This is a genomic window from Olivibacter sp. SDN3 (genome assembly GCF_014334135.1).
GTDB lineage: Bacteria > Bacteroidota > Bacteroidia > Sphingobacteriales > Sphingobacteriaceae > Olivibacter.
In genome coordinates this window covers 1-23,384 of the sequence record NZ_CP060497.1, presented here as the reverse complement: position 1 = coordinate 23,384, position 23,384 = coordinate 1, and the positions used below count along the sequence as shown (strand labels likewise).

Annotated in this window: 22 protein-coding genes; 8 read left to right on the top strand and 14 right to left on the bottom strand. The window is 38.7% G+C overall.

Features of this window, described 5'->3' with window-relative positions:
• Positions 1-25 precede the first annotated feature (25 nt).
• From H8S90_RS00110 to H8S90_RS00090, 5 genes are all read left to right on the top strand, one after another.
• Positions 26-472 carry a MarR family winged helix-turn-helix transcriptional regulator gene (locus H8S90_RS00110; protein WP_187340638.1) on the top strand — a complete coding sequence of 149 codons (447 nt, stop codon included), beginning with the start codon at positions 26-28 and terminating at the stop codon, positions 470-472.
• Positions 473-533: 61 nt separating this feature from the next.
• Positions 534-2,963 carry a 3-hydroxyacyl-CoA dehydrogenase/enoyl-CoA hydratase family protein gene (locus tag H8S90_RS00105; protein ID WP_187340637.1) on the top strand — a complete coding sequence of 810 codons (2,430 nt, stop codon included), beginning with the start codon at positions 534-536 and terminating at the stop codon, positions 2,961-2,963.
• A gap of 66 nt (positions 2,964-3,029) precedes the next feature.
• Complete coding sequence (locus H8S90_RS00100; RefSeq protein ID WP_187340636.1) at positions 3,030-4,202, top strand: acetyl-CoA C-acyltransferase; 1,173 nt, start codon at positions 3,030-3,032, stop codon at positions 4,200-4,202.
• Positions 4,203-4,241: 39 nt separating this feature from the next.
• The gene (locus H8S90_RS00095) at positions 4,242-6,032 is read left to right on the top strand and encodes an acyl-CoA dehydrogenase family protein (RefSeq protein ID WP_187340635.1); all 1,791 of its coding nucleotides are present in this window, start codon (positions 4,242-4,244) and stop codon (positions 6,030-6,032) included.
• Positions 6,033-6,190: 158 nt separating this feature from the next.
• Positions 6,191-6,997 carry a DUF4198 domain-containing protein gene (locus H8S90_RS00090; protein ID WP_187340634.1) on the top strand — a complete coding sequence of 269 codons (807 nt, stop codon included), beginning with the start codon at positions 6,191-6,193 and terminating at the stop codon, positions 6,995-6,997.
• Positions 6,998-7,103: 106 nt separating this feature from the next.
• On the opposite strand, the gene H8S90_RS00085 is transcribed toward H8S90_RS00090, so the two are convergent.
• From H8S90_RS00085 to pdxA, 11 genes are all read right to left on the bottom strand, one after another.
• On the bottom strand, positions 7,104-8,498 hold the full coding sequence (locus tag H8S90_RS00085; protein ID WP_187340633.1) for a LutB/LldF family L-lactate oxidation iron-sulfur protein: 1,395 nt from the start codon (positions 8,496-8,498) through the stop codon (positions 7,104-7,106).
• A gap of 46 nt (positions 8,499-8,544) precedes the next feature.
• Entirely contained in the window at positions 8,545-10,128 is a 1,584-nt protein-coding gene (locus tag H8S90_RS00080; protein ID WP_187340632.1) for a M28 family peptidase, read from the bottom strand.
• Positions 10,129-10,138: 10 nt separating this feature from the next.
• A complete protein-coding gene (rpiB, locus tag H8S90_RS00075) occupies positions 10,139-10,582 on the bottom strand; it encodes a ribose 5-phosphate isomerase B (protein ID WP_187340631.1) in 444 nt (147 codons plus the stop codon).
• 25 nt (positions 10,583-10,607) lie between these two features.
• On the bottom strand, positions 10,608-11,495 hold the full coding sequence (tatC, locus tag H8S90_RS00070) for a twin-arginine translocase subunit TatC (RefSeq protein ID WP_187340630.1): 888 nt from the start codon (positions 11,493-11,495) through the stop codon (positions 10,608-10,610).
• Between the two features lie 160 nt (positions 11,496-11,655).
• Positions 11,656-12,996 (bottom strand): acetyl-CoA carboxylase biotin carboxylase subunit, encoded by a 1,341-nt coding sequence (gene accC / locus H8S90_RS00065; protein ID WP_187340629.1) that lies wholly within the window; start codon positions 12,994-12,996, stop codon positions 11,656-11,658.
• A 46-nt stretch (positions 12,997-13,042) separates the two neighbouring features.
• A complete protein-coding gene (accB, locus tag H8S90_RS00060; protein WP_187340628.1) occupies positions 13,043-13,540 on the bottom strand; it encodes an acetyl-CoA carboxylase biotin carboxyl carrier protein in 498 nt (165 codons plus the stop codon).
• Positions 13,541-13,720: 180 nt separating this feature from the next.
• Positions 13,721-14,710: a beta-ketoacyl-ACP synthase III gene (locus H8S90_RS00055; protein WP_187340627.1), complete on the bottom strand. Its 990-nt coding sequence runs from the start codon at positions 14,708-14,710 to the stop codon at positions 13,721-13,723.
• A 9-nt stretch (positions 14,711-14,719) separates the two neighbouring features.
• Positions 14,720-15,658: a phosphate acyltransferase PlsX gene (plsX, locus tag H8S90_RS00050; protein ID WP_187340626.1), complete on the bottom strand. Its 939-nt coding sequence runs from the start codon at positions 15,656-15,658 to the stop codon at positions 14,720-14,722.
• Positions 15,659-15,853: 195 nt separating this feature from the next.
• The gene (gene rpmF / locus H8S90_RS00045; protein ID WP_093333064.1) at positions 15,854-16,045 is read right to left on the bottom strand and encodes a 50S ribosomal protein L32; all 192 of its coding nucleotides are present in this window, start codon (positions 16,043-16,045) and stop codon (positions 15,854-15,856) included.
• A gap of 18 nt (positions 16,046-16,063) precedes the next feature.
• A complete protein-coding gene (locus tag H8S90_RS00040) occupies positions 16,064-16,597 on the bottom strand; it encodes a DUF177 domain-containing protein (protein ID WP_187340625.1) in 534 nt (177 codons plus the stop codon).
• A gap of 180 nt (positions 16,598-16,777) precedes the next feature.
• The gene (gene pdxA / locus H8S90_RS00035; protein ID WP_187340624.1) at positions 16,778-17,833 is read right to left on the bottom strand and encodes a 4-hydroxythreonine-4-phosphate dehydrogenase PdxA; all 1,056 of its coding nucleotides are present in this window, start codon (positions 17,831-17,833) and stop codon (positions 16,778-16,780) included.
• A 96-nt stretch (positions 17,834-17,929) separates the two neighbouring features.
• Between pdxA and rsmA the strand changes: the two genes are divergently transcribed.
• On the top strand, positions 17,930-18,718 hold the full coding sequence (rsmA, locus tag H8S90_RS00030; protein ID WP_187340623.1) for a 16S rRNA (adenine(1518)-N(6)/adenine(1519)-N(6))-dimethyltransferase RsmA: 789 nt from the start codon (positions 17,930-17,932) through the stop codon (positions 18,716-18,718).
• A 22-nt stretch (positions 18,719-18,740) separates the two neighbouring features.
• On the top strand, positions 18,741-19,691 hold the full coding sequence (locus H8S90_RS00025; protein ID WP_187340622.1) for an NAD(P)-dependent oxidoreductase: 951 nt from the start codon (positions 18,741-18,743) through the stop codon (positions 19,689-19,691).
• 126 nt (positions 19,692-19,817) lie between these two features.
• Here the strand turns inward: H8S90_RS00025 and H8S90_RS00020 are convergent, their stop codons facing one another.
• Positions 19,818-20,171, bottom strand: a complete 354-nt coding sequence (locus tag H8S90_RS00020) for an iron-sulfur cluster assembly accessory protein (protein WP_187340621.1) — start codon at positions 20,169-20,171, stop codon at positions 19,818-19,820.
• Between the two features lie 108 nt (positions 20,172-20,279).
• The gene (locus H8S90_RS00015) at positions 20,280-20,729 is read right to left on the bottom strand and encodes a thioesterase family protein (RefSeq protein ID WP_187340620.1); all 450 of its coding nucleotides are present in this window, start codon (positions 20,727-20,729) and stop codon (positions 20,280-20,282) included.
• A gap of 132 nt (positions 20,730-20,861) precedes the next feature.
• Here H8S90_RS00015 and H8S90_RS00010 point away from each other — a divergent pair, with 132 nt between their 5' ends.
• Positions 20,862-21,302 carry an Hsp20/alpha crystallin family protein gene (locus H8S90_RS00010; protein ID WP_187340619.1) on the top strand — a complete coding sequence of 147 codons (441 nt, stop codon included), beginning with the start codon at positions 20,862-20,864 and terminating at the stop codon, positions 21,300-21,302.
• Between the two features lie 98 nt (positions 21,303-21,400).
• Here the strand turns inward: H8S90_RS00010 and dnaA are convergent, their stop codons facing one another.
• Positions 21,401-22,828 (bottom strand): chromosomal replication initiator protein DnaA, encoded by a 1,428-nt coding sequence (gene dnaA, locus H8S90_RS00005; protein WP_187340618.1) that lies wholly within the window; start codon positions 22,826-22,828, stop codon positions 21,401-21,403.
• Positions 22,829-23,384 lie beyond the last annotated feature (556 nt).

Below are 23,384 nucleotides of genomic sequence, written 5' to 3'. Positions count from 1 at the left end.
ATTTGCTATGCAAGCATAGTAAATTATGAGTCAAGATAACACAATCGACTATTATTTAAAAATAGCATGGCAATCAATTGCCAATAAATATAATCATTTAGCGTCAAAACATGGTATTACCCAAGCTACAGGATATCTACTGATCAATATTCGAAAGGAGGGAACTGCAGTTACGCAGATAGCTGGATTGCTTGGAGTCAAGTCAACTAGCCTATCTCGCATATTGAACGGTATGGAAGGGCAGGGGTTGATTTATCGGCAAGCCGATACGCAGGACAAGCGATCAGTAAGGGTGTTTCTTACACCGCTCGGGGTAGCAAAGCGGGAAATAGCGAAGAATATCGTAAGAGATTTCAATAATTATTTTGACGATCACATTAAAGATGTAGAAAGAACAAAACTTATTGATATGTTGAAACGTTTAAATGACCTAGCTATGAATTACATTCCGAAGGATGAATCCTCCAAATAAGTTTTTAACTGCAATCGATTTAGTTGATCGATAATGGGTTGCTATAAAATTATTTTCAATTATGATGAACAGAAAGATTAAAAAAGTGGCAGTACTTGGCTCTGGTGTTATGGGGTCGCGTATAGCTTGTCATTTTGCAAATATAGGTGTATCTGTGCTGCTTCTCGATATTCCTCCTAGGGAGCTCACCGCTGACGAGGAATCGAAAAAGCTTAGCTTGGAAAGTAAAGTCGTTCGCAACAGAATCGTCAAGCAATCGCTAGATGCAGCCGTAAAGTCGAATCCTTCCCCGTTGTTCAGTAAGAAAAATGTTAAGTTGATCGAGACGGGCAATTTTCAAGATGATATGGAGAAAATAGCACAGGCCGATTGGGTGATAGAAGTGGTCGTAGAAAAGTTGGAGATAAAAAAGCAAATCTTTGAACAAGTGGAAAAATACCGAAAGCCGGAAACTCTGATCACTTCTAACACCTCTGGAATACCTATTCACTTAATGATCAAAGATAGAAGCGATGATTTCAAACACAATTTTTGTGGGACACACTTTTTTAATCCTCCTCGTTATTTACGCTTACTTGAGATTATTCCTACAGCGCATACCAATCATGAGGTGGTCGACTTTTTAATGGAATATGGGGATAAATTCTTAGGTAAGACGACGGTGCTTTGTAAGGATACACCTGCTTTTATTGGAAACAGAATAGGTGTTTATTCTATGTTAGCTGTAACCCATTTAGTAGAGAAGCTGGACTTAACTGTAGAAGAGGTAGATAAATATACTGGTCCGGCGATGGGACATCCAAAGTCGGCAACATTTCGTACATCGGACGTGGTAGGTTTAGATACGATGGTTAATGTGGCCAATGGATTATATGAAAATGTTCCCGACGATGAGGCCCGTGATATTTTTAAGTTGCCTGGTTACGTATTAGAGATGGCGGAAAAAAAGTGGCTGGGAGAGAAGACAAAACAAGGCTTTTACAAGAAACAGAAAGATGAAAAAGGTAACAGTGAGATATTAGTACTTGACTTAAAGCAACTAACTTATCGAAAACAAGAAAAGGTGAAATCGTCGACGCTGGAGGAAACAAAAAAAATAGATGATTTAGCTAAAAGAATGAAAGTTTATGAACAGGGGGATGACAAGGCTGCAATTCTCTTTAAGGCCATGCATTACCCGTTGTTTGAGTATGTTTCGAAGCGAGTACCTGAAATTACGGACGACTTTTTTCGTATCGACGACGCCATGCGCGCAGGATTTGGTTGGGAATTCGGACCATTTGAAGTATGGGATGCCTTAGGAGTTAGAGATACAATAGAAAAAATTAAGGGTGAAGAGAAACGGTTGCCTGGCCAAACGGGAGAAGTAGCTCCATGGGTGATAGAAATGCTGGAGAGCGGGCATGAGAGTTTCTATCAAATCGAAAATGGTGAAAGGAAATTCTATGATCAGGCAAGCAAAAATTATAAAACGATTCCGGGATCAGAAGAGTTTATTATACTGGATCACCTACGCGAAACAAAAACGTTGTGGAAGAATAGCGGGGTTTCTATTATAGACCTGGGCGATGGTATTATTAATGCTGAAATTCGCACGAAAATGAATACCATTGGTGGCGACGTTATTCAGGGTATCAATAAGGCTATTGATATAGCTGAAAAAGATTATAAAGGGTTGGTCATTGGAAATGACGGGGCAAATTTTTCAGCTGGGGCGAATATAGGTATGATTTTTATGATGGCTGTAGAAGAAGACTATGACGAATTGAATATGGCTGTGAAAATGTTCCAGGACACCTCGATGCGTTTACGTTATTCTAGTATACCGGTAGTCGTGGCGCCCTTTAACTTAACACTTGGGGGTGGATGCGAGTTTGCTTTACACGCTGATTTTGTACAGTTGCATGCGGAAACTTATATGGGTTTGGTAGAGTTTGGAGTGGGAGTTATACCCGGTGGGGGGGGGACGAAGGAATTCGCCTTGCGTGCATCTGATGAGTATAAAAATGATCAGATAACACAAAATGTTTTGAAGGATAGATTCCTGACCATCGGTCAGGCGAAAGTAAGCACTTCTGCTGTTGAGGCTTATGAGCTTGGTTATTTGGAAAAAGGTAAATATGCGATTTCCATGAACCGTAGCAGACTGTTAGCAGATGCCAAATCAAAGGCCTTAGCGTTAGCAGATAAGGGATATACGCAACCAGCTCAACGAGATGATATCAAAGTTTTAGGGAACCAAGGTTTAGGTATTGTATATGTCGGTGCAAATTCTATGAAATCGGGTAATTATATTAGTGAGCACGACCAAAAAATTTCTGAAAAATTAGGATGGGTAATGTGTGGTGGGAATTTGTCGTCGCCAACGGAAGTATCTGAACAATATTTGCTCGATTTGGAACGTAGGGCATTCTTGGCATTAGCTGCTGAACGAAAAACATTAGAACGTATTCAACATATGTTGACGAAAGGAAAGCCCCTACGGAATTAATATTATTATGTGCTACAAGAATGTATACACGATGTAGTACAAAACTTACATTTTAACATTAAACTTATGGAAGCATATATTATAGCTGGTTACCGATCTGCTGTGGGTAAGGCCCCTAAGGGTGGCTTTCGCTTTACACGTGCAGATGATTTAGCCTCGCATGTTATTAAACGCTTAGTTGATTCTATCCCCAATCTTGATAAAGCGCAAATAGATGATGTGATAGTGGGAAATGCTACTCCGGAAGCGGAGCAAGGGCTCAACGTGGCAAGATTGATCTCTTTAATGTCTTTAGATACAGATAAAGTTCCGGGTGTTACAGTTAATCGCTACTGTGCATCGGGACTGGAAACGATAGCCACTGCGGTCGCTAAAATAAAAAACGGTATGGCAGATATTATTGTCGCTGGTGGTGTCGAAGTAATGTCTGGAATGCCAATGGGCGGATGGAAGCTCGTGCCAAACCCAACGGTTGCTAAAACCCACCCGGATTGGTATTGGAATATGGGGCTTACAGCGGAGGCTGTTGCCAAAGAGTTTAAGGTGAGTCGCACGGATATGGATGAATTTGCTTTTCAATCGCATCAAAAGGCATTGGCTGCTATAAAGAGCGGTAAATTTAAAGACGATATCGTTCCTATAACGATCAAAGAAAATTATATCAATGAAGGAAAAATAGTGGATAAAGAATATGTGGTTGATACAGATGAGGGACCGAGAGCAGATACCAATGTGGAGTTGTTGGCTAAATTAAAACCTGTTTTTGCTGCGGGGGGCAGTGTTACCGCCGGTAATTCCTCGCAAACATCAGACGGGGCAGCTTTCGTTTTGGTCGTTTCTGAAACAAAGCTAAAAGAGTTAAACGTTGAGCCAATTGCTAGACTAGTGAGTTATGGTGTAGCAGGTGTTCCACCAAGAATAATGGGAATAGGTCCTATAGAAGCTATTCCAAAAGCTTTGAAGCAAGCTGGTCTAAAGCAAGATGATATTCAACTGATTGAATTGAATGAAGCTTTTGCTTCGCAATCCTTAGCTGTTGTTAGGGAGCTCGGGTTAAATCAAGAGATCATCAATGTGAATGGAGGAGCTATTGCCTTAGGGCATCCATTGGGCTGCACTGGTGCTAAATTGAGTGTTCAACTGTTTAACGAGCTGAAGCGACGTGAACAGCAATATGGTATGGTAACGATGTGTGTGGGAACCGGACAGGGAGCTGCTGGAATATTTGAAATATTGTAAGTGTAGAAAATTATATAATGTATATAGTAAATCAAGCATATGGAAAGCATGGAAAAAATAAGCATTAAAGGAGGAGAGTTTGTTATTAAAGAAACACAATTCCAAGATATTTTTATTCCAGAGGAATTTGACGAGGAGCAGCTAATGATCAAGAAGACCTGTGAAGACTTTTTGGACTCGGAGGTAAATCCTAACCTTGATCGGATAGACGCTCAAGAGGAGGGCCTTATGGAGCTTTTACTTAATAAAGCAGGAGAACTCGGTATTTTAGGTGTGTCTATACCCGAAGAGTTTGGAGGTTTTGGTAAGAACTTCAACACTTCCATGCTCGTCACAGATGCTGTCGGTGCCGGACATTCTTTTGCTGTGGCACTGTCGGCTCATACGGGCATTGGAACATTGCCCATTCTATATTACGGGAATGCCGAGCAGAAACAGCGGTATATCCCCAAACTGGCCACTGGCGAGTATAAAGCTGCATATTGTTTAACTGAGCCTAATGCAGGTTCTGATGCTAATAGCGGAAGAACAAGTGCAAAATTAAATGCTGAAGGGACCCATTATCTACTTAGCGGTCAGAAGATGTGGATCACTAACGGCGGATTTGCAGACATATTTATTGTTTTTGCCAAAATTGACGACGATAAAAATTTGTCGGCATTTATTGTGGAGCGAGCTTTTGGCGGTGTTACCATGAATCCCGAAGAACATAAGTTAGGAATCAAGGGGTCGTCTACTCGTCAGGTGTTTTTCAACGATTGCCCAGTGCCAGTAGAAAATATGCTCTCTGAACGCGAGAACGGATTTAAAATAGCTGTAAATATTCTTAACATCGGCAGGATAAAATTGGGTGCAGCTGCGATAGGCTCGTCTAGGAAGGTTATTACACAAGCCTTAAAGTATGCAAATGAAAGGGTACAATTTAAACTGCCTATTTCAAAATTTGGTGCAATACGTTATAAACTCGCTGAGATGGCAGCTAGAAATTTTGCTGTTGAGAGCGCTGCATACCGAGCTGGCCAAAATATAGACGACGCATACGATGCTTTGGTAGCAAGTGGGATGGAGCCTGCCCAAGCAAAGTTAAAGTCAACAGAACAGTTCGCGATAGAATGTGCTATTTTAAAAGTATGGGGGTCTGAAATGCTTGATTATATTGTAGATGAAGGTGTACAAATTTACGGAGGTATGGGGTATTCGGCAGAAGCTCCTATGGAACGCGCATACCGAGACTCTAGAATAAATAGAATTTTTGAGGGAACAAATGAGGTTAATCGATTATTAATTGTTGATATGCTTTTAAAGCGTGCTCTGAAAGGGGAGTTGGATCTAATGGGCCCTGCCCAGGCTGTCGCGGGGGAACTATTGGCTATACCTGATTTTGAAGATGCTGATGATACCTTGTTTGCTTATGAAAAGAGAATTATTGCTAATCTTAAAAAAGCAGGTCTTTTAGTGGCGGGTGCCGCTGTTCAACAGTTGATGATGACTCTTCAAAAAGAACAGGAGATATTGATGAACATTGCTGACATCATTGGAGGGGTTTATATCGCAGAATCGACGTTACTCAGGGTGGAAAAATTGGTGCAGATCAAAGGTACGGAAGAAGTGAAAGAGCAGTTGGATATGGCCCGTATTTGCTTGCAGACAACAGTTGATAAGGTTTATCTATCGGGCAAAGAGGCTCTAAATTCTTTTGCAGAAGGAGACGAATTGAAGATGATGCTGGTAGGCCTGAGAAGGTTTACTAAGGTGGCCCCTTTTAATATTAAAGAAGCACGCCAAAATGTGGCCAAACGGTTAATCGAGGCTAACAAATATTGCTTCTAAATAAATCAACACGTTAAAAGTGATACCATATTGACCGCTTATATCCGTCAGTGTGGTGTTTGTTTTGCGTTAATTATATCATTTTAGTGCCAAAGTCTTTACTAAATAAAAATTTTATGTTAGGTTTGAGAGCAATATTATAACATAACTTATTACCGATGTTTAAAGACTTGAGAGTTTGCTTTTTCGTTAGTTCCTGTTTATTTTTAGCTGTTAGTGTAAAGGCGCAGGACTATTCTTTGTTGGCCAGTAATTATTATGCCGATAAGGGAGATAGCATCACTTATACACTTTTTCAGGGCAGAGGTTTGGATTCTACAGAAATAGCCCCTGAAGCAATCAGCAATTTAAGCTATGCAAACTATATACAGGGAGGTAAAAAAGTTTCCGATACGATCTCTTTAAATAGCGAATTTGTAAAATATAGCGCTTTACAGCAGAACAACGGACAAAGTTTATTGACCATTGAATTTAAAGGTGGTACAGAGACCCACGACCAACTGGTGGTTGAAGATTTTGCTAAGACTGAAAATTTGAAAGATTTAGCTAGCATAATTGATTCATCGGGATTTACAACAGAATACACTGCAAACACATTTTTTACAGCCAAAGCGCTCACTAGAACAGAAAAACATAACGGCAACTTATATAAAAACAAAGAATGCCAACAATTGGAAATCGTGCTTGAGCAAAACCCCTATAGATTACAGTATGGTGATGATATAACAGCCGTTATTTTTTTAGCAGGTAAACCTCTGGAAGGAGCTAGTGCAACGATTTATACCAAATCAATTACTGGGCAAGTCCATGAGGCAAAATACAGATCCAATGGTGACGGGAAGATATATTTTAAATTAAATCGCTCGGGTTTATGGCTACTTCAAACGGTTTACGCTAATCCCAGCGAGGAAGACGGAGTCGATTATAATTATTATCAAAGCTCTTTTTCCTTTAGCTTTCAGTGATAAAGCTACTCCTGTTCTTTCTTTTTTCACACTTGCATGCATAAAAAAAGCATTCAAGCTTTCGCTTTTAAGAAGCCAAGGGCACCCTCATGAGGTCCTTTGAAAATTAATTTCTGCGATTTTCTTTCTTAGACTCCTGCCATTGCGCATTGAAGGACTTAGTGGAAACTTCAGGTAAGTCACGTTTATTGCCCCAAGGTTTTCTGAAGAAAAGCTTAAGGAAGTAGTTCTTGAATTTTCCACCAAAGAAATCGAGTAATTTACGTCGTTGAACGATTTTAACGTAGGCTTTCCATCCCCATTCCTCACTTTTGGGAGAAAGACCGTCTTTTACAGCGTCTCTTCTGTTCAGTAGAAGCATCTTATGGATATCTATTTTCACCGGACACACCTCGGAACACTTTCCGCAGAGGCTACTTGCATAGCTTAGGTGTTTGAATTCGGCCATTCCCTTCATATGAGGTGTAATGATACTGCCTATTGGGCCACTATAGGTCGTATTGTAGGTATGTCCACCTATATTTTTATAAATAGGGCAGGCATTGAGACACGCCCCACAGCGGATGCAGTATAAGCCCTGTCTTTGTTCTTTTTGAGCGAGAAGATCCGTTCTACCATTATCTAATAAAATGACATACATCTCTTCGGGACCATCCGTTTCCGTTTCCTTCCTAGGACCACTGATTATGCTATTATATACCGTTAAGTTTTGTCCCGTACCATGGTTTGCCAGTAAGGGCCAATATAAATCTAGATCGGCAATTGATGGTATAAGCTTCTCAATACCTACCACAGCTATATGTACGCGAGGAAACGTCGTACTCAGCCTGGCATTGCCCTCGTTTTCAGTAATTGCGATACTGCCAGTGTCGGCAATAAGAAAGTTGGCTCCTGTTATGCCCACTTCGGCATTTAGGTACTCGTTTCTTAATAATTCGCGGGCTTTTAGGGTAAGTTGCTCAGGAGAGGCATCAAGTGGCGTGTCAAAATGCTGGTGGAATAATTTTGAAATATCGGCCAAGCTAAGATGCATGGCAGGAGTAACGATATGATAAGGCTTTTGACCTAGTAATTGAACAATATATTCCCCTAGGTCGGTTTCTACCGATGTAATCTCATGTTCTTTAAGAAAAGCATTGAGCTCGATTTCTTCGGTCGCCATCGACTTGGATTTTACTACCCGTTTTGCGCCAACGCGCTGGATAATTTGTAGAATCTCTTGTTGAGCTTCTACTACATTGTTTGCCCATAGAACTTTGCCTCCATTTTTTTGGAAATTAGCTTCAAAATCGGGTAAAAGCTTATCCAAGTTTTCCATTACCCGCCATTTGATAACGTGGGCTTTTCTCTTGGCATTTTCAAGGCTGTTCCAGCGCTGCAAGCCAATGTTAACTGCGTGATTATATTTGTCAATGTTATAGTTAATAACGTTTCTGTGCGATAAGTCGAAAGCCTTATCCTCACTGGTAACAATGAAATCAGAAGCAGTTTTTGTAGACATGTTTTAAGATTCTTTTTTCTATATTAACAACGGAAATAACCAATAGTTATTTTTTGTTTGAATCGACGACCGGACGTTGGTCGCGATTCACCAAATCCCAGGCAGTGTAAAACACCAACTGTGCGCGTTTGGTAAGCATCTCGAAATCAATTTTGTCTACGGTATCTCCAATATCGTGATAATCTTCATGTACACCATTAAAATAAAAGACAACTGGAATGCCATTTTTTGCAAAGTTGTAGTGATCCGAACGGTAATAAATCCTTTCAGGATCGTCGGGGTCATTATACTTGTAGTCTAATGTCAGTTGCGTATTGTCACGGTTTGCTTGTTCACTTATCTGATGTAATGTCGAACTTAGTTTATCAGATCCAACTAAGTACACATAATTCTTGTTGTTTGCATGTGGAGGATCAATGCGTCCGATCATATCGATGTTTAAATTGGCAACTGTTTGGGCTAATGGAAAAACGGGGTAACGCGCATAATAATCGGAGCCCAGTAAACCTTTTTCTTCACCTGTTACCGTCATGAATAATATGCTTCTTCTAGGGCCGTTGCCATCTTGTTTGGCTTTTGTAAAAGCTTTAGCTATCTCCAATACACCTGTAACACCCGATCCGTCATCATCAGCACCGTTGTTTATCTGTCCGCCTGCATTGACACCTATATGATCATAGTGAGCGGTAATGACTAAAAGCTCATCTTTAAGATCAGTACCTTCTAAATAACCCAGTACATTTCGAGCTTTTACGTCAACTATTTGCGTGCCAAACTGTGTATCTACATTCACCTTGACCTGCTTCGTGCTGGGCTTACCGGTGCTGTCAATCTGTGTTTTAAGATCTTGGTACGATTTTCCGGTAGTCTTTAGAATTAGATTCGCGGTTTTAGGAGTGATGTACGCAACAGTTGCTGTTTGCTCTTTAGCGGTATCCTGAGTAGCAATATCTTCTTTTATTTGCATTTTTCCGGTGCTGCCGGCTTTTCTTACTCGTTCCAATAAGGTTTCTGTTTCTGGCGAAACAGCTAGAATTAGTTTTGGCCCTTTTCCTATGATATGCTGTATACGTTTATTACGACTTGTTGCCCAAGATGATTTTTCCGTCGTTCCCGTAATCGCAGAAACGCCATTATTATTGGTAGGTTCATCGGTGTTGATAAGAAGGACAACCTTTCCACTTATATCGATATCCTTTAAATCATCATAATGTTTATCAGATATACCATAACCAATAAAAATTAACTCCTCGTCTTGAATATGTTCATTATTTTCAGCATTGATAATATAGAAATCGACTCCGGACTCTAAATCGTGATTACCAATACGGAAAGTATTTACTTGAAATTTGTTTTCGGCTAGTGGAACGGGCTGGAAATAAGCGCCATTAACCGGAGCGGTTAAACCGAGCTTTTTGAACTCCCCAGCAATATACTGTGCCGCTTTTTCTATTCCTTCTTTTCCAGTTTCCCTACCTTCAAATTCGTCAGATGCGATAATATGTAAATGATCACTAGCCGATTGTTCTGTGATGAGTTGCGCGTATTGTTTTTGTAATGTGTTTTGCGCAAAGCAACCACTTAATAAACTATTGGTGAGAAAAGCAATGATAATCGTTCTCTTTAACATAATATTCGAATTAGCTACATGCAATTTTATTTACTCTGGTTTGGTGTCTACCACCTTCAAATTCAGTTTCAAGAAACACTTTGATCATTTCTTTACAATCATTCAAAGACGTGAACCTTGCTGGTAAACAAATGATATTAGCATCATTATGTTGACGAGCAAGCAAAGCAATTTCCGGATTCCAACAGATCGCAGCTCTGATCCCTTGATGTTTATTTGCTGTAATAGCAACACCATTGGCACTGCCACATATTAATATTCCAGCTTTGTAAGTACCTCTTTCCACTGCGGTTGCGGTAGGATGTGCAAAATCTGGATAGTCAACAGAATCTGGATTATTTGTGCCGTGGTCATCTACTGTATAACCTTCATTCTCTAAAAAGACAATAAGTTCTTTTTTGTATGCGTACCCTGCGTGATCTCCTCCAATTGCTATTTTTTTTAATGTGCTCATTTTTTTAATATGTCTGTGTTCTCTTTTATTCTTCTGCGTTATCGTAGAATGCTTTTTCGGCCTTCAATTTTGCTTTTTGAACCCTTCCTGCTATAACAATGCTTAATTCATATAGCAAAAATAAGGGAAAACTTACGGTAAGCATCGTTAATATATCTGGTGTAGGTGTTACAATAGCTGCTATAACCAAAATGATAATGATTGCATACCTTCTGGTAGCTTTCATAAATTGCGGTGTCATGATACCAATTTTTGATAAAATGTAGATCACAATTGGTAATTCAAAGACAATACCCGTACCTAATGTAAGTGTTGCTACGGACGAAAGGTAGGAATCGACAGTTATTTGGTTATCTATTTCAGGGCTTACGGTATAGTGAGCGAGAAAATTTACGGATAGTGGCGCAATTAAATAATAGCCGAACAGAATACCGGTAATAAATAATAATGTGGCATAAAAAACAAAGCCGTTAGCCGATTTTCTTTCAATGTCTGTTAAAGCCGGCTTTACAAACAACCAGATCTCATAAAGTAGATACGGGAAACCTAATACCAGACCGATTAAAAGCGAGGAGTTTAATTGTAGCGTAAACTGCCCCGCCATATCTGTATTGATAATATTGATAGGAATTTCAGTTACGCAAAAATCCGGTCCAAGATTAAACTTCTCACCAATACTGCACATCATACGATATGTCCAGAATTCGGGCTTTTTAGGTCCCATAATGATCACGTCAAATATAAAATCATAAAAAGCAAAGGCAAGTCCCATAAATATAGCGACGGCTATTGCCGAGCGGATGAGGTGCCACCTTAAGACCTCAAGATGGTCGAAAAAGGACATTTCTGCTTCAAGAGATTTGCCCTTTTTTTTAATTGTTTCGATAATTTTTTTGCCAGAAATCTCGCTCATAGTTCAAGTAATACGGAAGTTTATTTAAAGTGTTTTTAGCGTTGCTATCTGCTTATACATCCCTTCGCTGTTTACAATATACAATACATTTAGAAAACAAAAATACCATTCTTAACGTAAGAATGGTATTTCTACTGCATTATATTCGATAAAATTCATACTATTCTGAAAGGTCAAAGTTTTCCATAAACTTAGTTGTAAAGTTTCCGGCCCTGAAGTTTGGGTCTTTCATTAATTTAAGGTGCAAAGGAATGGTAGTTTTTATTCCTTCAATAACGAATTCACTGAGCGCACGTTCCATGGTTGATATTGCTTCTTCTCTTGTTTGTGCAACGCATATAAGTTTTGCGATCATAGAGTCGTAATTTGAGGGAATTTGATAACCCGCGTAAACGTGTGTGTCCACTCTAACGCCATGTCCACCTGGAGAATGAAAAGTAGTTATTCTGCCGGGCGATGGACGAAAATTGTTGAACGGGTCTTCTGCGTTTATTCTACATTCGATAGCATGCATATTTGGCTCGTAATTTTTACCAGATAATGGAACGCCAGCCGCAACTTTAATTTGCTCTTTAATTAAGTCGAAATTGATTACTTCTTCTGTTACCGGATGCTCTACTTGAATGCGTGTATTCATTTCCATGAAATAGAAATTTCGATGTTTATCTACCAGGAATTCGATGGTTCCGGCACCTTCATAGTTTACAGCCCTGGCACCCGCAATAGCTGCCTCTCCCATTTTCTGCCGTAATTCAGTGGTGATAAATGGAGACGGCGCTTCTTCGACTAATTTTTGATGGCGGCGTTGGATGGAGCAATCTCTTTCAGATAAATGACAGACAGTGCCATACTGGTCACCGATAACTTGTATTTCTATGTGTCTCGGATCCTCAACAAATTTTTCTAGATAAATCCCATCATTTCCAAAAGCCGCTCCGGCTTCCTGTCTGGCAGAATCCCACGCCGGTTCAAACTCCTGATCATTCCAAACAACGCGCATGCCACGGCCACCACCACCGGCTGTCGCTTTTAAAATAATCGGGTAGCCAATTTCATTAGCGATTTTTAGACCTTCCTTTATAGAAGGAACTAGACCATCAGAACCCGGAATTGTCGGAACACCAGCAGCACGCATAGTTTCCTTTGCCGACGCTTTATCCCCCATACCGCGGATCTGTTCGGGCGTTGCACCAATGAACTTTATACCATAGTCGCGACAGATCGTGGAGAATTTTTCGTTTTCTGATAAAAAGCCATAGCCAGGATGTATCGCGTCAGCATTTGTTAATTCGGCAGCTGATATTATGTTAGGGATATTTAAATAGGAATCTTTACTGGCAGGAGGCCCAATGCATACAGCTTCATCGGCAAATCTAACATGAAGACTTTCCCGGTCAGCCGTAGAATATACGGCTACGCTTTTGATCCCCATTTCTCTGCAGGTTCTGATGATGCGTAAGGCGATCTCTCCGCGATTAGCTATTAATATTTTTTTAAACATGAATTCTATAAATATACCAAGTAATGTGTTGGTTTAATGATTGTAACTATGAGGGATCAACTAAGAATAATGGTTGATCATATTCTACTGGTTGAGCGTTATCTACCAATACTTTAACTACTTTTCCTGAGATTTCCGATTCAATTTCATTGAATAGTTTCATAGCTTCAACTATACACACAACCTGCCCGGATTTAACTTCGTCGCCAACATTTACAAACGCAGCTTTGTCAGGACTGGAAGATCGGTAAAAGGTACCTATCATTGGTGATTTTATAGTGATATATTTTGCTGTCTCATCCGCAGCTGTTTTGGCAGGTGCGGTCTGTTCAACAGGCGGGGGATTCACTGCAGTTACCTGTGCCGGCGCTTGAGCAGCAGCTTGGACTAAAGGCTGGCCGGGAACTGTAGCAGTTACATATGTTGGCTCTTGGTTTGTTTTTATTGTTATTTTGAAATCTTTTTCTTCAATGGCAACCTCATTTACACCTGATTTTGCAACAAATTTTATCAAGTCCTGAATTTGTTTAATATCCATGCTCATAGTTATTGGTTCTATTTAATGTCTTCACCTTTTGCTTCCTGATACTAGGAGGTAACCTAAATAGGAAGTGTTGATCTGTTAATTATCAGTAATTGTATAATAATGCCTGCAAAGTTAGCATTTTGATACCTTACAGTAAAATTGTTTGTCTTGTTATGTATATAAACTGTTTGATGGTGACTAGTATGCCCATTTTAGATAAATAGACCCCCATGTAAAACCTCCACCGAATGCAGCTAAAATGAGTACATCGCCTTTATTTAATTTTTTTTCCCATTCCCAAAGGCATAATGGAATCGTACCACTCGTAGTGTTACCATATTTTTGAATGTTAATCATCACTTTTTCCGGCCCAACCCCCATGCGTTCAGCAGTAGCATCTATAATCCGTTTGTTTGCCTGATGTGGAACAAGCCAGGTTACATCATCTGCGGTTAAATGATTGCGTTCCATAATCTCCGCAGCAACATTTGCCATATTTGTCACGGCAAATTTAAAAACGGTTTTTCCTTCCTGAAATGCATAATGTAGTTTCTGGTCAACTGTCTGATGGCTTGCAGGAAGTAATGAGCCACCGGCTTTAATATTCAGATATTCTTTTCCACTGCCATCACTTTTCAAAATGGTATCAATAACGCCCAGCCCTTCTGTATTTGGCTCTAATAGTACAGCGCCGCAGCCGTCCCCGAAGATGATACAGGTCGCCCTATCTTCGTAGTTAATTATCGACGACATCTTATCTCCGCCAACCACTAATACCTTTTTATGTTTACCTGACTCAATAAATTGAGCACCAGTGGTTAATCCGTACAGAAAACCCGAGCAGGCCGCTTGTAAATCATAACCCCAAGCATTTACCGCTCCTATTTTATCGGCTAGCACGTTGGCTGTTGCGGGGAATGGCATGTCGGGTGTACTTGTACAAAATATGATAAGTTCTATCTCTGCCGCTGATATTCCCCGTTTTTGTAATAGTCCCTCTACAGCAGGAACGGCCATATCTGAGGTAGCTGTTCCTTCACCTTTTAAAATACGACGTTCTTTTATGCCCGTTCTAGTGGTGATCCATTCGTCATTGGTATCTACCATAGTTTCCAACTCTTGGTTGGTTAGTACGTAATCTGGAACATATCCGTTTACAGCGGTAATAGCAGCATGAATTTTAGACATTCTAAGTTTTTATTTAAAAGCAGCTTTTACTTTATCTACAAATTTTGATTCTATCATATTACGGGAAAGTAATATCATGTTTTTTATGGCCTCCGGACTGGATATCCCATGACCTATAATCACGGGAGCGTTTACTCCCAATATCGGACTGCCTCCGTATTGTTCGTAATTGAAACGGTCGAAGAAATCGTCCTTAAAACCTTTTTTTAAGGTTAATGAATAAAATGATTCAGCTAACTTTAGCACAACATTACCTGTGAATCCGTCACATACAATAACATCCACGTGATCTTCAAATAAATCTCTACCTTCTATATTTCCTATGAAATTGATTGTGTTGCTGTTTTTCATTAGTGAATGAGCAGCAACTGTGAGCATATTTCCCTTTTCTTCCTCTTCTCCAATATTCAATAATGCCACTGCGGGCGTTTGAGTTTCGTAAATATGGCGGGAATAGAGGCTACCTAAAATTCCAAATTGTAATAAAACTTCCGGCTTGCAATCTGCATTAGCTCCAACGTCAAGTAATATGCTAAATCCTTCTTTCAGCCTGGGTACATTAGTAGCAATTGCCGGTCTAATAACCCCTGGTATTGTTTTAACACTGAACATTGCTCCCACTAACATAGCACCCGTATTGCCTGCAGAAGAAAAGGAATCAATCGCTCCCTCTTTTAATAAATGAAAACCAAGACTTATGCTAGCTTTTGGCTTTTGAGAAATAGCCTTGGTAGGATGTTCACCCATATTTATGACATCTGTCGTATGTACAAAATCAAAAATGGAGGGAGAAACGCCAGCCTCTTCAATTAAGGGTAGGGCAAGTTCTTTATTACCTATAAGTACCAGTTTCTGGTTGTCTAATAATACTTTGGATGCCTCTATCGCACCTAAAACAGTCGCTTTAGGCGCGTAGTCTCCACCCATAATGTCTAAGCCAATTTTCATCCTTGATTAACGTTTACTTTTCATCAGTAACTAAAACATCCCAAAGTACCGCATTTTTTTGCAAATAGCGAACCTTGGGATGTTTTTTAATATTGAAACCTGCATGAGCTACCGTTTAAAAAGGGATAGGAAGACATACAGCTCATGCAAGCTTCATCACCTTTAAAAAACAATTTAAGCAGATGAAAAATCAACTTAGGCAATCGAGGTGTTTTCAATCAGTAACTTGCCATTGTAATAAAGGTTGCCGTCTACATTATACGCACGGTGTGGCAAATGTACTGCTCCAGTAGTTTGGCAAGTAGTAAGGCTTGGTAATTCAGCCTTGTAATGTGTTCTTCTTTTGTCTCTTCTAGACTTAGAGGTTTTACGTTTTGGATGTGCCATCTCGTCTTGGTATTTTAATTAATTGTTTTTTATTTTCTTAAGTATATCCCAACGTGGGTCTGTTTGTGTATCCCTTGTTTCGGGAGCAGATAAGTTCTTCAATTTATCAATCATTGATTTGTCACATGCTGTGTTTAATCCCTGTTCTTCACATCTTGCGTAAAGCGGAACTGATAAATTAATGTATTCGTATATGTTATTAGCTAAATCGAGCTCGTGTTCGTTCCTTTTTAGTATCAAGATCTCGTCTGAGATGTCTGATGTGTCATCATCCTCCTGAAACTTTACAATCAAACGCTCATTAATATCCGTTTTCCCAGGGAATTTACGCAAACAAACGTCACACGTGAGTTCAATGATACCGGTTATATGGAAATCCGCTATAAGCATCGTTTCTTGCTTATCGAGGGTTAAGAAAACCTTTAATGCACCATCTTTGACGATCGAATACTCAAACTCGGCAAAAAAATGTTTGTCGACTTCAAATTCAAACTCATGTTTTCCAAGCTTTAGGCCTGTAAACGGTATACGGTATTGATTCAAAATTTTCAAAGCACGATAATTAAGCTCGCAAATTTAGAAATAATAAATAATATGTGAAAGTTTTTTTTAAAGTAACTCAGGTCGACCAGGGTAAGCGTTTGTTTTCAAAATTTGAAAGGCATCAAATGAAACCGGTTTTTAGGATGGATGCCGTTTACGTGTTTTGTAAGATGTTGATTCAAATTTAGATTAATCCCTGTCTTTTGTCAGTTTTCTGATCTTCAATGGATTGGCTAATAGATCATCCTGTTCTTTTCTCCTTTTTGCAATATGAACGGCTGCAAAAATAGCTTCTTTAAATGATTGTTCCGAAGCAATATTTTTCCCCGCTATATCGTAACCTGTTCCATGATCCGGTGAAGTGCGGATAACAGGTAATCCAGCAGTGAAGTTTACGCCGTTATGAAAAGCTAGTTGTTTAAAAGGAATTAGGCCCTGATCATGGTACATGGCTAAAACGCCGTCGAAATTTTTGTAATTATCACTAGCAAAAAATCCATCAGCGGGATAGGGACCAAAAGCAAAAACATCCATTTCATTTGCCTCTTCTATTGCAGGAATAACAATGTCTTGATCTTCTGAACCAATTAGACCGTTATCTCCCGCATGTGGATTTAATCCTAACACAGCAATTTTTGGTTTTTGAACCCAAAAATCATTTTTTAAGCTGTTGTGCATGAGCCTTAGCTTGGCTAAAATCGTTTCCTTTGTAATATTTTCTGCGATTTCTTTTACAGGAATATGCCCAGTGACTACACCTATTTTTAATTCTTCGCTGATCATAAACATGAGGGCGTCTTTCGATCCGGTTTTTGATTGTATATATTCCGTATGTCCAGGGAAGTTGAATTCGTCTTGTTGTATATTATGTTTATTGATAGGAGCGGTTATCAAAACATCTATTTTACCTTGAATAAGATCATCTGTGGCTTTTTCCAGGGAAAGAAACGCATATTTTCCACCAATGCTATTGGATTCTCCGAGCATAATCTTTACATCTTCATGCCAGCAATTTATCATGTTCGGCCTCTTTTCACTTGCCTGATCAGCGCTGTTAATGACGTTAAAGCTAAAATCGGTAATGCCAATGGCCTTACGATGAAAGGAAGCAACTTTTGTATTGCCATATACTATAGGTGTGAAAAAATCCAGTATTCTATTATTTGCCAATGTCTTTATGATGACCTCCAAGCCTATCCCGTTCACATCACCAATAGTTATACCAACTTTTAACTTTTCACTCATTTTACTACGTTTTTGAATAGGCCAAACTTAGATAAAATTGATTTTATATGCAATTCTAAATAAACAGTATCTTTGTGCAGTTTTAAATCGTATTACATGTCGTTAGTTCGTGCTAAGAAACACTTGGGCCAACATTTCTTAACAGATAAAAATATTGCAAAAAAAATTGTTGAAGCGTTGAATCCTGAAGATCGTTTTCAGCTGGTGTTAGAGGTAGGTCCTGGGATGGGGGTATTATCGGATTTTCTGTTACAAGACCGAAGGTACAAGACTTGGATGATTGACCTTGATGCCGAATCGGTAGCGTATTTGGCGGGTAAGTATCCCGCAATGGGAAACAAATTGATTCTAGGAGATTTTCTCGATTTAAACTTCTCTTCTACATTTAATGGTCCAATGGCCATTATTGGCAATTTTCCGTACAATATTTCCTCTCAGATTTTGTTTAAAGTGCTTGATAATCGTCATCAGGTTGTTGAGGTGGTTGGTATGTTCCAAAAAGAAGTGGCTGAACGTTGTACAGCGTTACCGGGAGGCAAAGAATATGGAATTTTAAGCGTTTTTTTACAGGCTTATTATGAGGTTCAATATTTGTTTACCGTGAAGGCGGGAGCTTTTAATCCTCCTCCAAAAGTTCTTTCAGGTGTTATTCGATTGTTAAGAAACAATACGGTAGCATTGAATTGTAATGAACAACTTTTTTGGAAAGTAGTGAAGGCGGGGTTTAATCAGCGACGCAAAACTTTACGCAATGCTTTGTCGGTTATTATCAGCAAGGATAAAATGAAAAATCATCCCTTATTAGAGCTCAGAGCTGAACGCTTGGGCGTAGATGACTTTGTAATGTTGACGAATGAAATAGAAACCTGGCAGCATAATAGGTAAGCTGGTATTGCTTTATAAATTTATGATAAATGTATTAATTGTTGATGATATTCATCAAGTATTTATGGATAGGTTGTCTGAAGCAGGTATTAATTTTTCGTACTTTCCTGCTATTGGAAGGACTGAGGCGTTAAAGATGCTAAAAGACTACGAAGTTTTAGTTGTTCGGTCAAAGTTTAAAATCGACGAAGAGGTTTTTAGCGCCGCAGATCATCTCAGCATAATAGCGCGAGCCGGTGCAGGTATGGATAATATCGATGAACAATTGGCGGAAGAATATGGTGTTAGATTAATAAATGCACCTGAAGGAAACCGTGATGCAGTAGGAGAGCACATGATAGGAATGCTATTGTCGATGCTGAATAACTTAAGTGCTGGAGACAAACAGGTGAGGGGTGGAATTTGGTTAAGAGAACAAAATAGGGGAGTAGAACTTGGAGGGAAGACGGTGGCATTGATAGGATATGGAAATAACGGACAAGCAATGGCCCGTAAACTATCAGGTTTCGGCGTGAATGTAATTGCTTATGATAAATACAAAACAGGTTTTTCTGATCAATATGCGAAAGAGGTCAGTATGGAGGAAGTGGTGCGAGATGCGGATATTTTAAGTTTACATATACCGCTAACAAGAGAAACACATCGCTTAGTTGATGCGGAGTATCTTCTACATTTTAAAAAGCCAATTTTCTTTCTTAATGGAGCTAGAGGTGAAATAGTAGATATTATGGCTGTTTTAGATGCTATTGATCATGGTAAAATATTGGGGGCAGCCTTTGATGTTCTGCCACTTGAACGATTTCCAGAGGCTAGTACTGTTGATTGGTTTGAACGACTGTCTAACCATGAAGGCGTATTGTTGACTCCACATGTAGCAGGTTGGAGTGTTGAATCTTATTTTAAGATTGCAGCGGTGTTGGCTGATAAGCTAATTAGCCATGCTAAGAGCGACATGAAATTAAAAAATGATTGATTGTATATATCAATATCAGCCTAACTAAAAGTTATCAGCTTCGTAATTTCCGCATATCGTGTGCTAGTTCCCTTTCTAGCTAAAAGATAGCTAAGGCGAGTTAGTACGAGAGATGCTTTGCCTGTTTTAAGCGGAGAAAGAAGTACCACAACCGCAGGTGCTGGATGCATTTGGATTGTTGAAGGTAAAACCACGCGCACTTAGTCCACTTTGAAAATCTATTTCCATTCCTGCTAGATAAAGACCGTGCGCCTTATTCATGAAGACCTTAATACCGGAAACTATATATTCGGTATCACCCTCTTTTTTTTGGTCAAAACCAAGTATATAGTTCATTCCAGCACAGCCGCCGCCTTCAACGCCTACGCGTAAACCGAAGTTGTCCCCAATCTCTTGTTGTTCTTTTAATTTTTTTAACTCCTTTACAGCACCTTCTGTTAAGGTTAAGGGGGCATTGCTTGTCGCTGTTTCTGTATTCATTTGTCTGTTTTTAGAATTATCCCTTATTAAATAGACCAAAAAATTGGCATCTATATATTACTTGCAAATATAAAATTTTAATCTTTGTAATCAGGTGGTTCGCTGTGTTTATGACGATTTGTTAACATTGCCAGTTGTTTCAATTTCCATGGTCTTTTTGTAATCCGACGGAATTAACGACGTTTTATTTGTGTTGTAATCGATACATACACAGGTTGTTTTAGCTTTAGCGTGAATAGTTATTCCCTTTTGACTTTCGGATGTCAGGATATAGGCTAACTCAAAGCTCTTATTTCCAACTTTTGATGTTCTAACATAAATTAATAATTGATCTTTTAGGGTTAACGGTTTGATGTAGTCAATCGTTGCGCTGGCAATAATGATTCCCATCAGGTTCCAGTCCCACTTTATTACTTCTTGCCAATATTTTGTGCGTGCGACTTCGCAATAGGTCAAATAAATGGCGTTGTTAACATGGCGAAAAGCATCAAGATCAATGAACCGAATTTCCACGGGAGTACGGAATTTAAAATCTTCTAAATGGTCTTTTTGTGTCATTTTGTCTTTTTTAATTGTTTTATCATGACTTTTTGTCTCTTTTTTGAGAAATTGAATTGGTTTTTCAGACTGGTATATAGTTTGAATATACCAAGTAAATCAAAATTAGTAATTTAATAGGAGGAAAACATAATGAGTATTTCAAGATTTGTTGACAATAATAAGATTAGGAAAATCGATCCATGGGTTAACAATTTATTTGATGATCTGTTCAGAGATTCTTTTGGTGTTGTAAATGGCGCTGCTAAGTATCCATCAGTGAATGTTGCAGAGTCTGCGGATGCTTTTCATGTAGAATTTGCGGTTCCCGGGTTTAGTAAAGAGGATTTTAAAATTGCTGTAGAGCATGATATTCTTACCGTAAGTGCAGAACATAAGGCTGAAAAGCTTGAGGATGCAAGGCGATACAGCCGTAAGGAGTTTAGCTATAGTTCTTTTAAACGTTCGTTTACTTTGCCTGAAGCTGTGGATGTTGATAAGATCGAAGCATCTTACAAAGATGGTGTTTTGGTTTTAAGCGTGAATAAAAAGAAGCAAGAAAAGGTTGAAGCAAAGGAAATAGCTGTTAAATAAGTTTGGAAGAGCTTTAGCGTTTTTTAGTAAAACGGGAGTTGACATATAAGCTCCCGTTTTATTATTTAGCTATCTGAATTTTATTTTTGCAAAAATAATTAGCTCATTTTAAGCTTTTTCTGAATATCTTGAACGTAGGCTTTGAACTTTTTGTCGGTATCGATTAAGTCTTCTACTGTTTGGCAGGCGTAAATTACCGTAGAATGGTCTCTTCCTCCAAAAAATGCCCCTATAGATTTAAGTGAGGTTTTTGTGTGATTTTTTGCTAAATACATAGAAATCTGTCGAGCTTGCACGATCTCCCGCTTTCTAGTTTTTGATTTGACCATTTCTACTGGAACTTCAAAATATTCACATACTAATTTCTGTATAAAATCTATGGAAATCTCTTTGTGCGAATTTTTTATAAAATTCTTTAACATTGATTTCGCTAGGTTTAGATCAATTTCTTTCTTATTTAGCGTTGCTTGTGCCAATAGTGATACCATAGCACCTTCCAGTTCACGTACATTATTGTCAATATTGTTGGCTACGTATTCCACGACTTCATATGGCAAGTCTATACCATCAGCATACATTTTCTTCTTTAGTATAGCCATTCTAGTTTCCAGATCCGGTACTTGCATGTCTGCGGACAGCCCCCATTTAAAACGACTAAGAAGACGTTCTTCTAGGCCTGCTAGATCTTTAGGGGCTTTATCTGATGTAAGTATGATCTGCTTTCCTGATTGGTGAAGATGATTGAAGATGTGAAAAAAGATATCCTGTGTTTTGTCTTTGCCGGCAAAATTATGTACATCGTCCATAATAATTACGTCCATAGCTTGGTAAAAATTGACAAAATCGTTTATCGTATTGTTTTTTAACGAATCGACAAACTGTTGGCAAAATTTTTCACAAGAGACATAAATAACAAGCCTGTCTGCCATATTTCGTTTTACCTCATTGCCTATTGCTTGTGCCAGATGCGTTTTGCCTAATCCAACGCCTCCATATATCATGAGTGGATTGAACGACGTCCCGCCAGGTTTACTTGCAACCGCATAGCCGGCCGAGCGAGCAAGTCTATTGCAGTCTCCTTCTATAAAATTATCAAACGTATAATTTTGATTCAGTTGGGGGTCTACATGCAGCTTTTTTAAACCTGGAATGACAAATGGATTCTTAATGTCTTTATTTAAAGCAACAGGCACAGGAATCGACTGCTTTTTCCCTTCAGCGCCATTACCGTTGGAAGGAATGTTAGTTGTGTACGGTATGTTTTTAGATGATTTTTCAACTACTATATTGTATTCCAAGCGGCCGCTTTCTCCTAATTGTTTTTTTACTGTTTTACGTAGCAGGCCAACATAATGTTCTTCGAGCCATTCATAAAAAAATAAACTGGGTACTTGTATGGTCAATACATTTCCTTCCAAACGCAAAGCGGATATAGGTTCAAACCATGTTTTGAAGCTTTGGGCTGGAATGTTATCTTTTATAATTTCTAAGCAACTATTCCATACACTTGTACTCGTTTTTTCCATACCGTATTTTGTAATATTCTGATTTTCAATAATCGATGGTTGAAATGTTAATAACCTATCGGAGATTCGAAGTTCAAAAAAAAAAACAACTAAAAAAATTAAAATTTAAATTATCTTTAAAATACTTGTTAATCAGAGGTTTATGTTGATTTTTTGCTGCTTTTCATTCGTTGAATAATCTGAGTCAATAATTTTCCACAATTTATTTTCGCTCATTATAAAAATAAAAGATTTGAGCTGTTTTCTGTCGAAATATAAACTCCGCTTACGAATTGTTAGTGCAGTCTAAAGTTCTGAATAATCCTTTTAAAAAAAGAATTCAATGAAAAAAATCTCTTATTTTTCGATGGTAAATACCAAAGGATGTGTTACCGCTATAAACACTTACTTGGAGAAGTTTATTTGTAGACGTTTAATTAGAGGTATTAATAGAAGATCATGTTGCTTAGGTGTTTTTGTTTTGTAAAGTGTATTAATGGTATACAGCTCTGATGTGGTTAGCTGCTTATGGTATAACATCGGAGATATATTAGTAACCATACATTTGGATTAATAC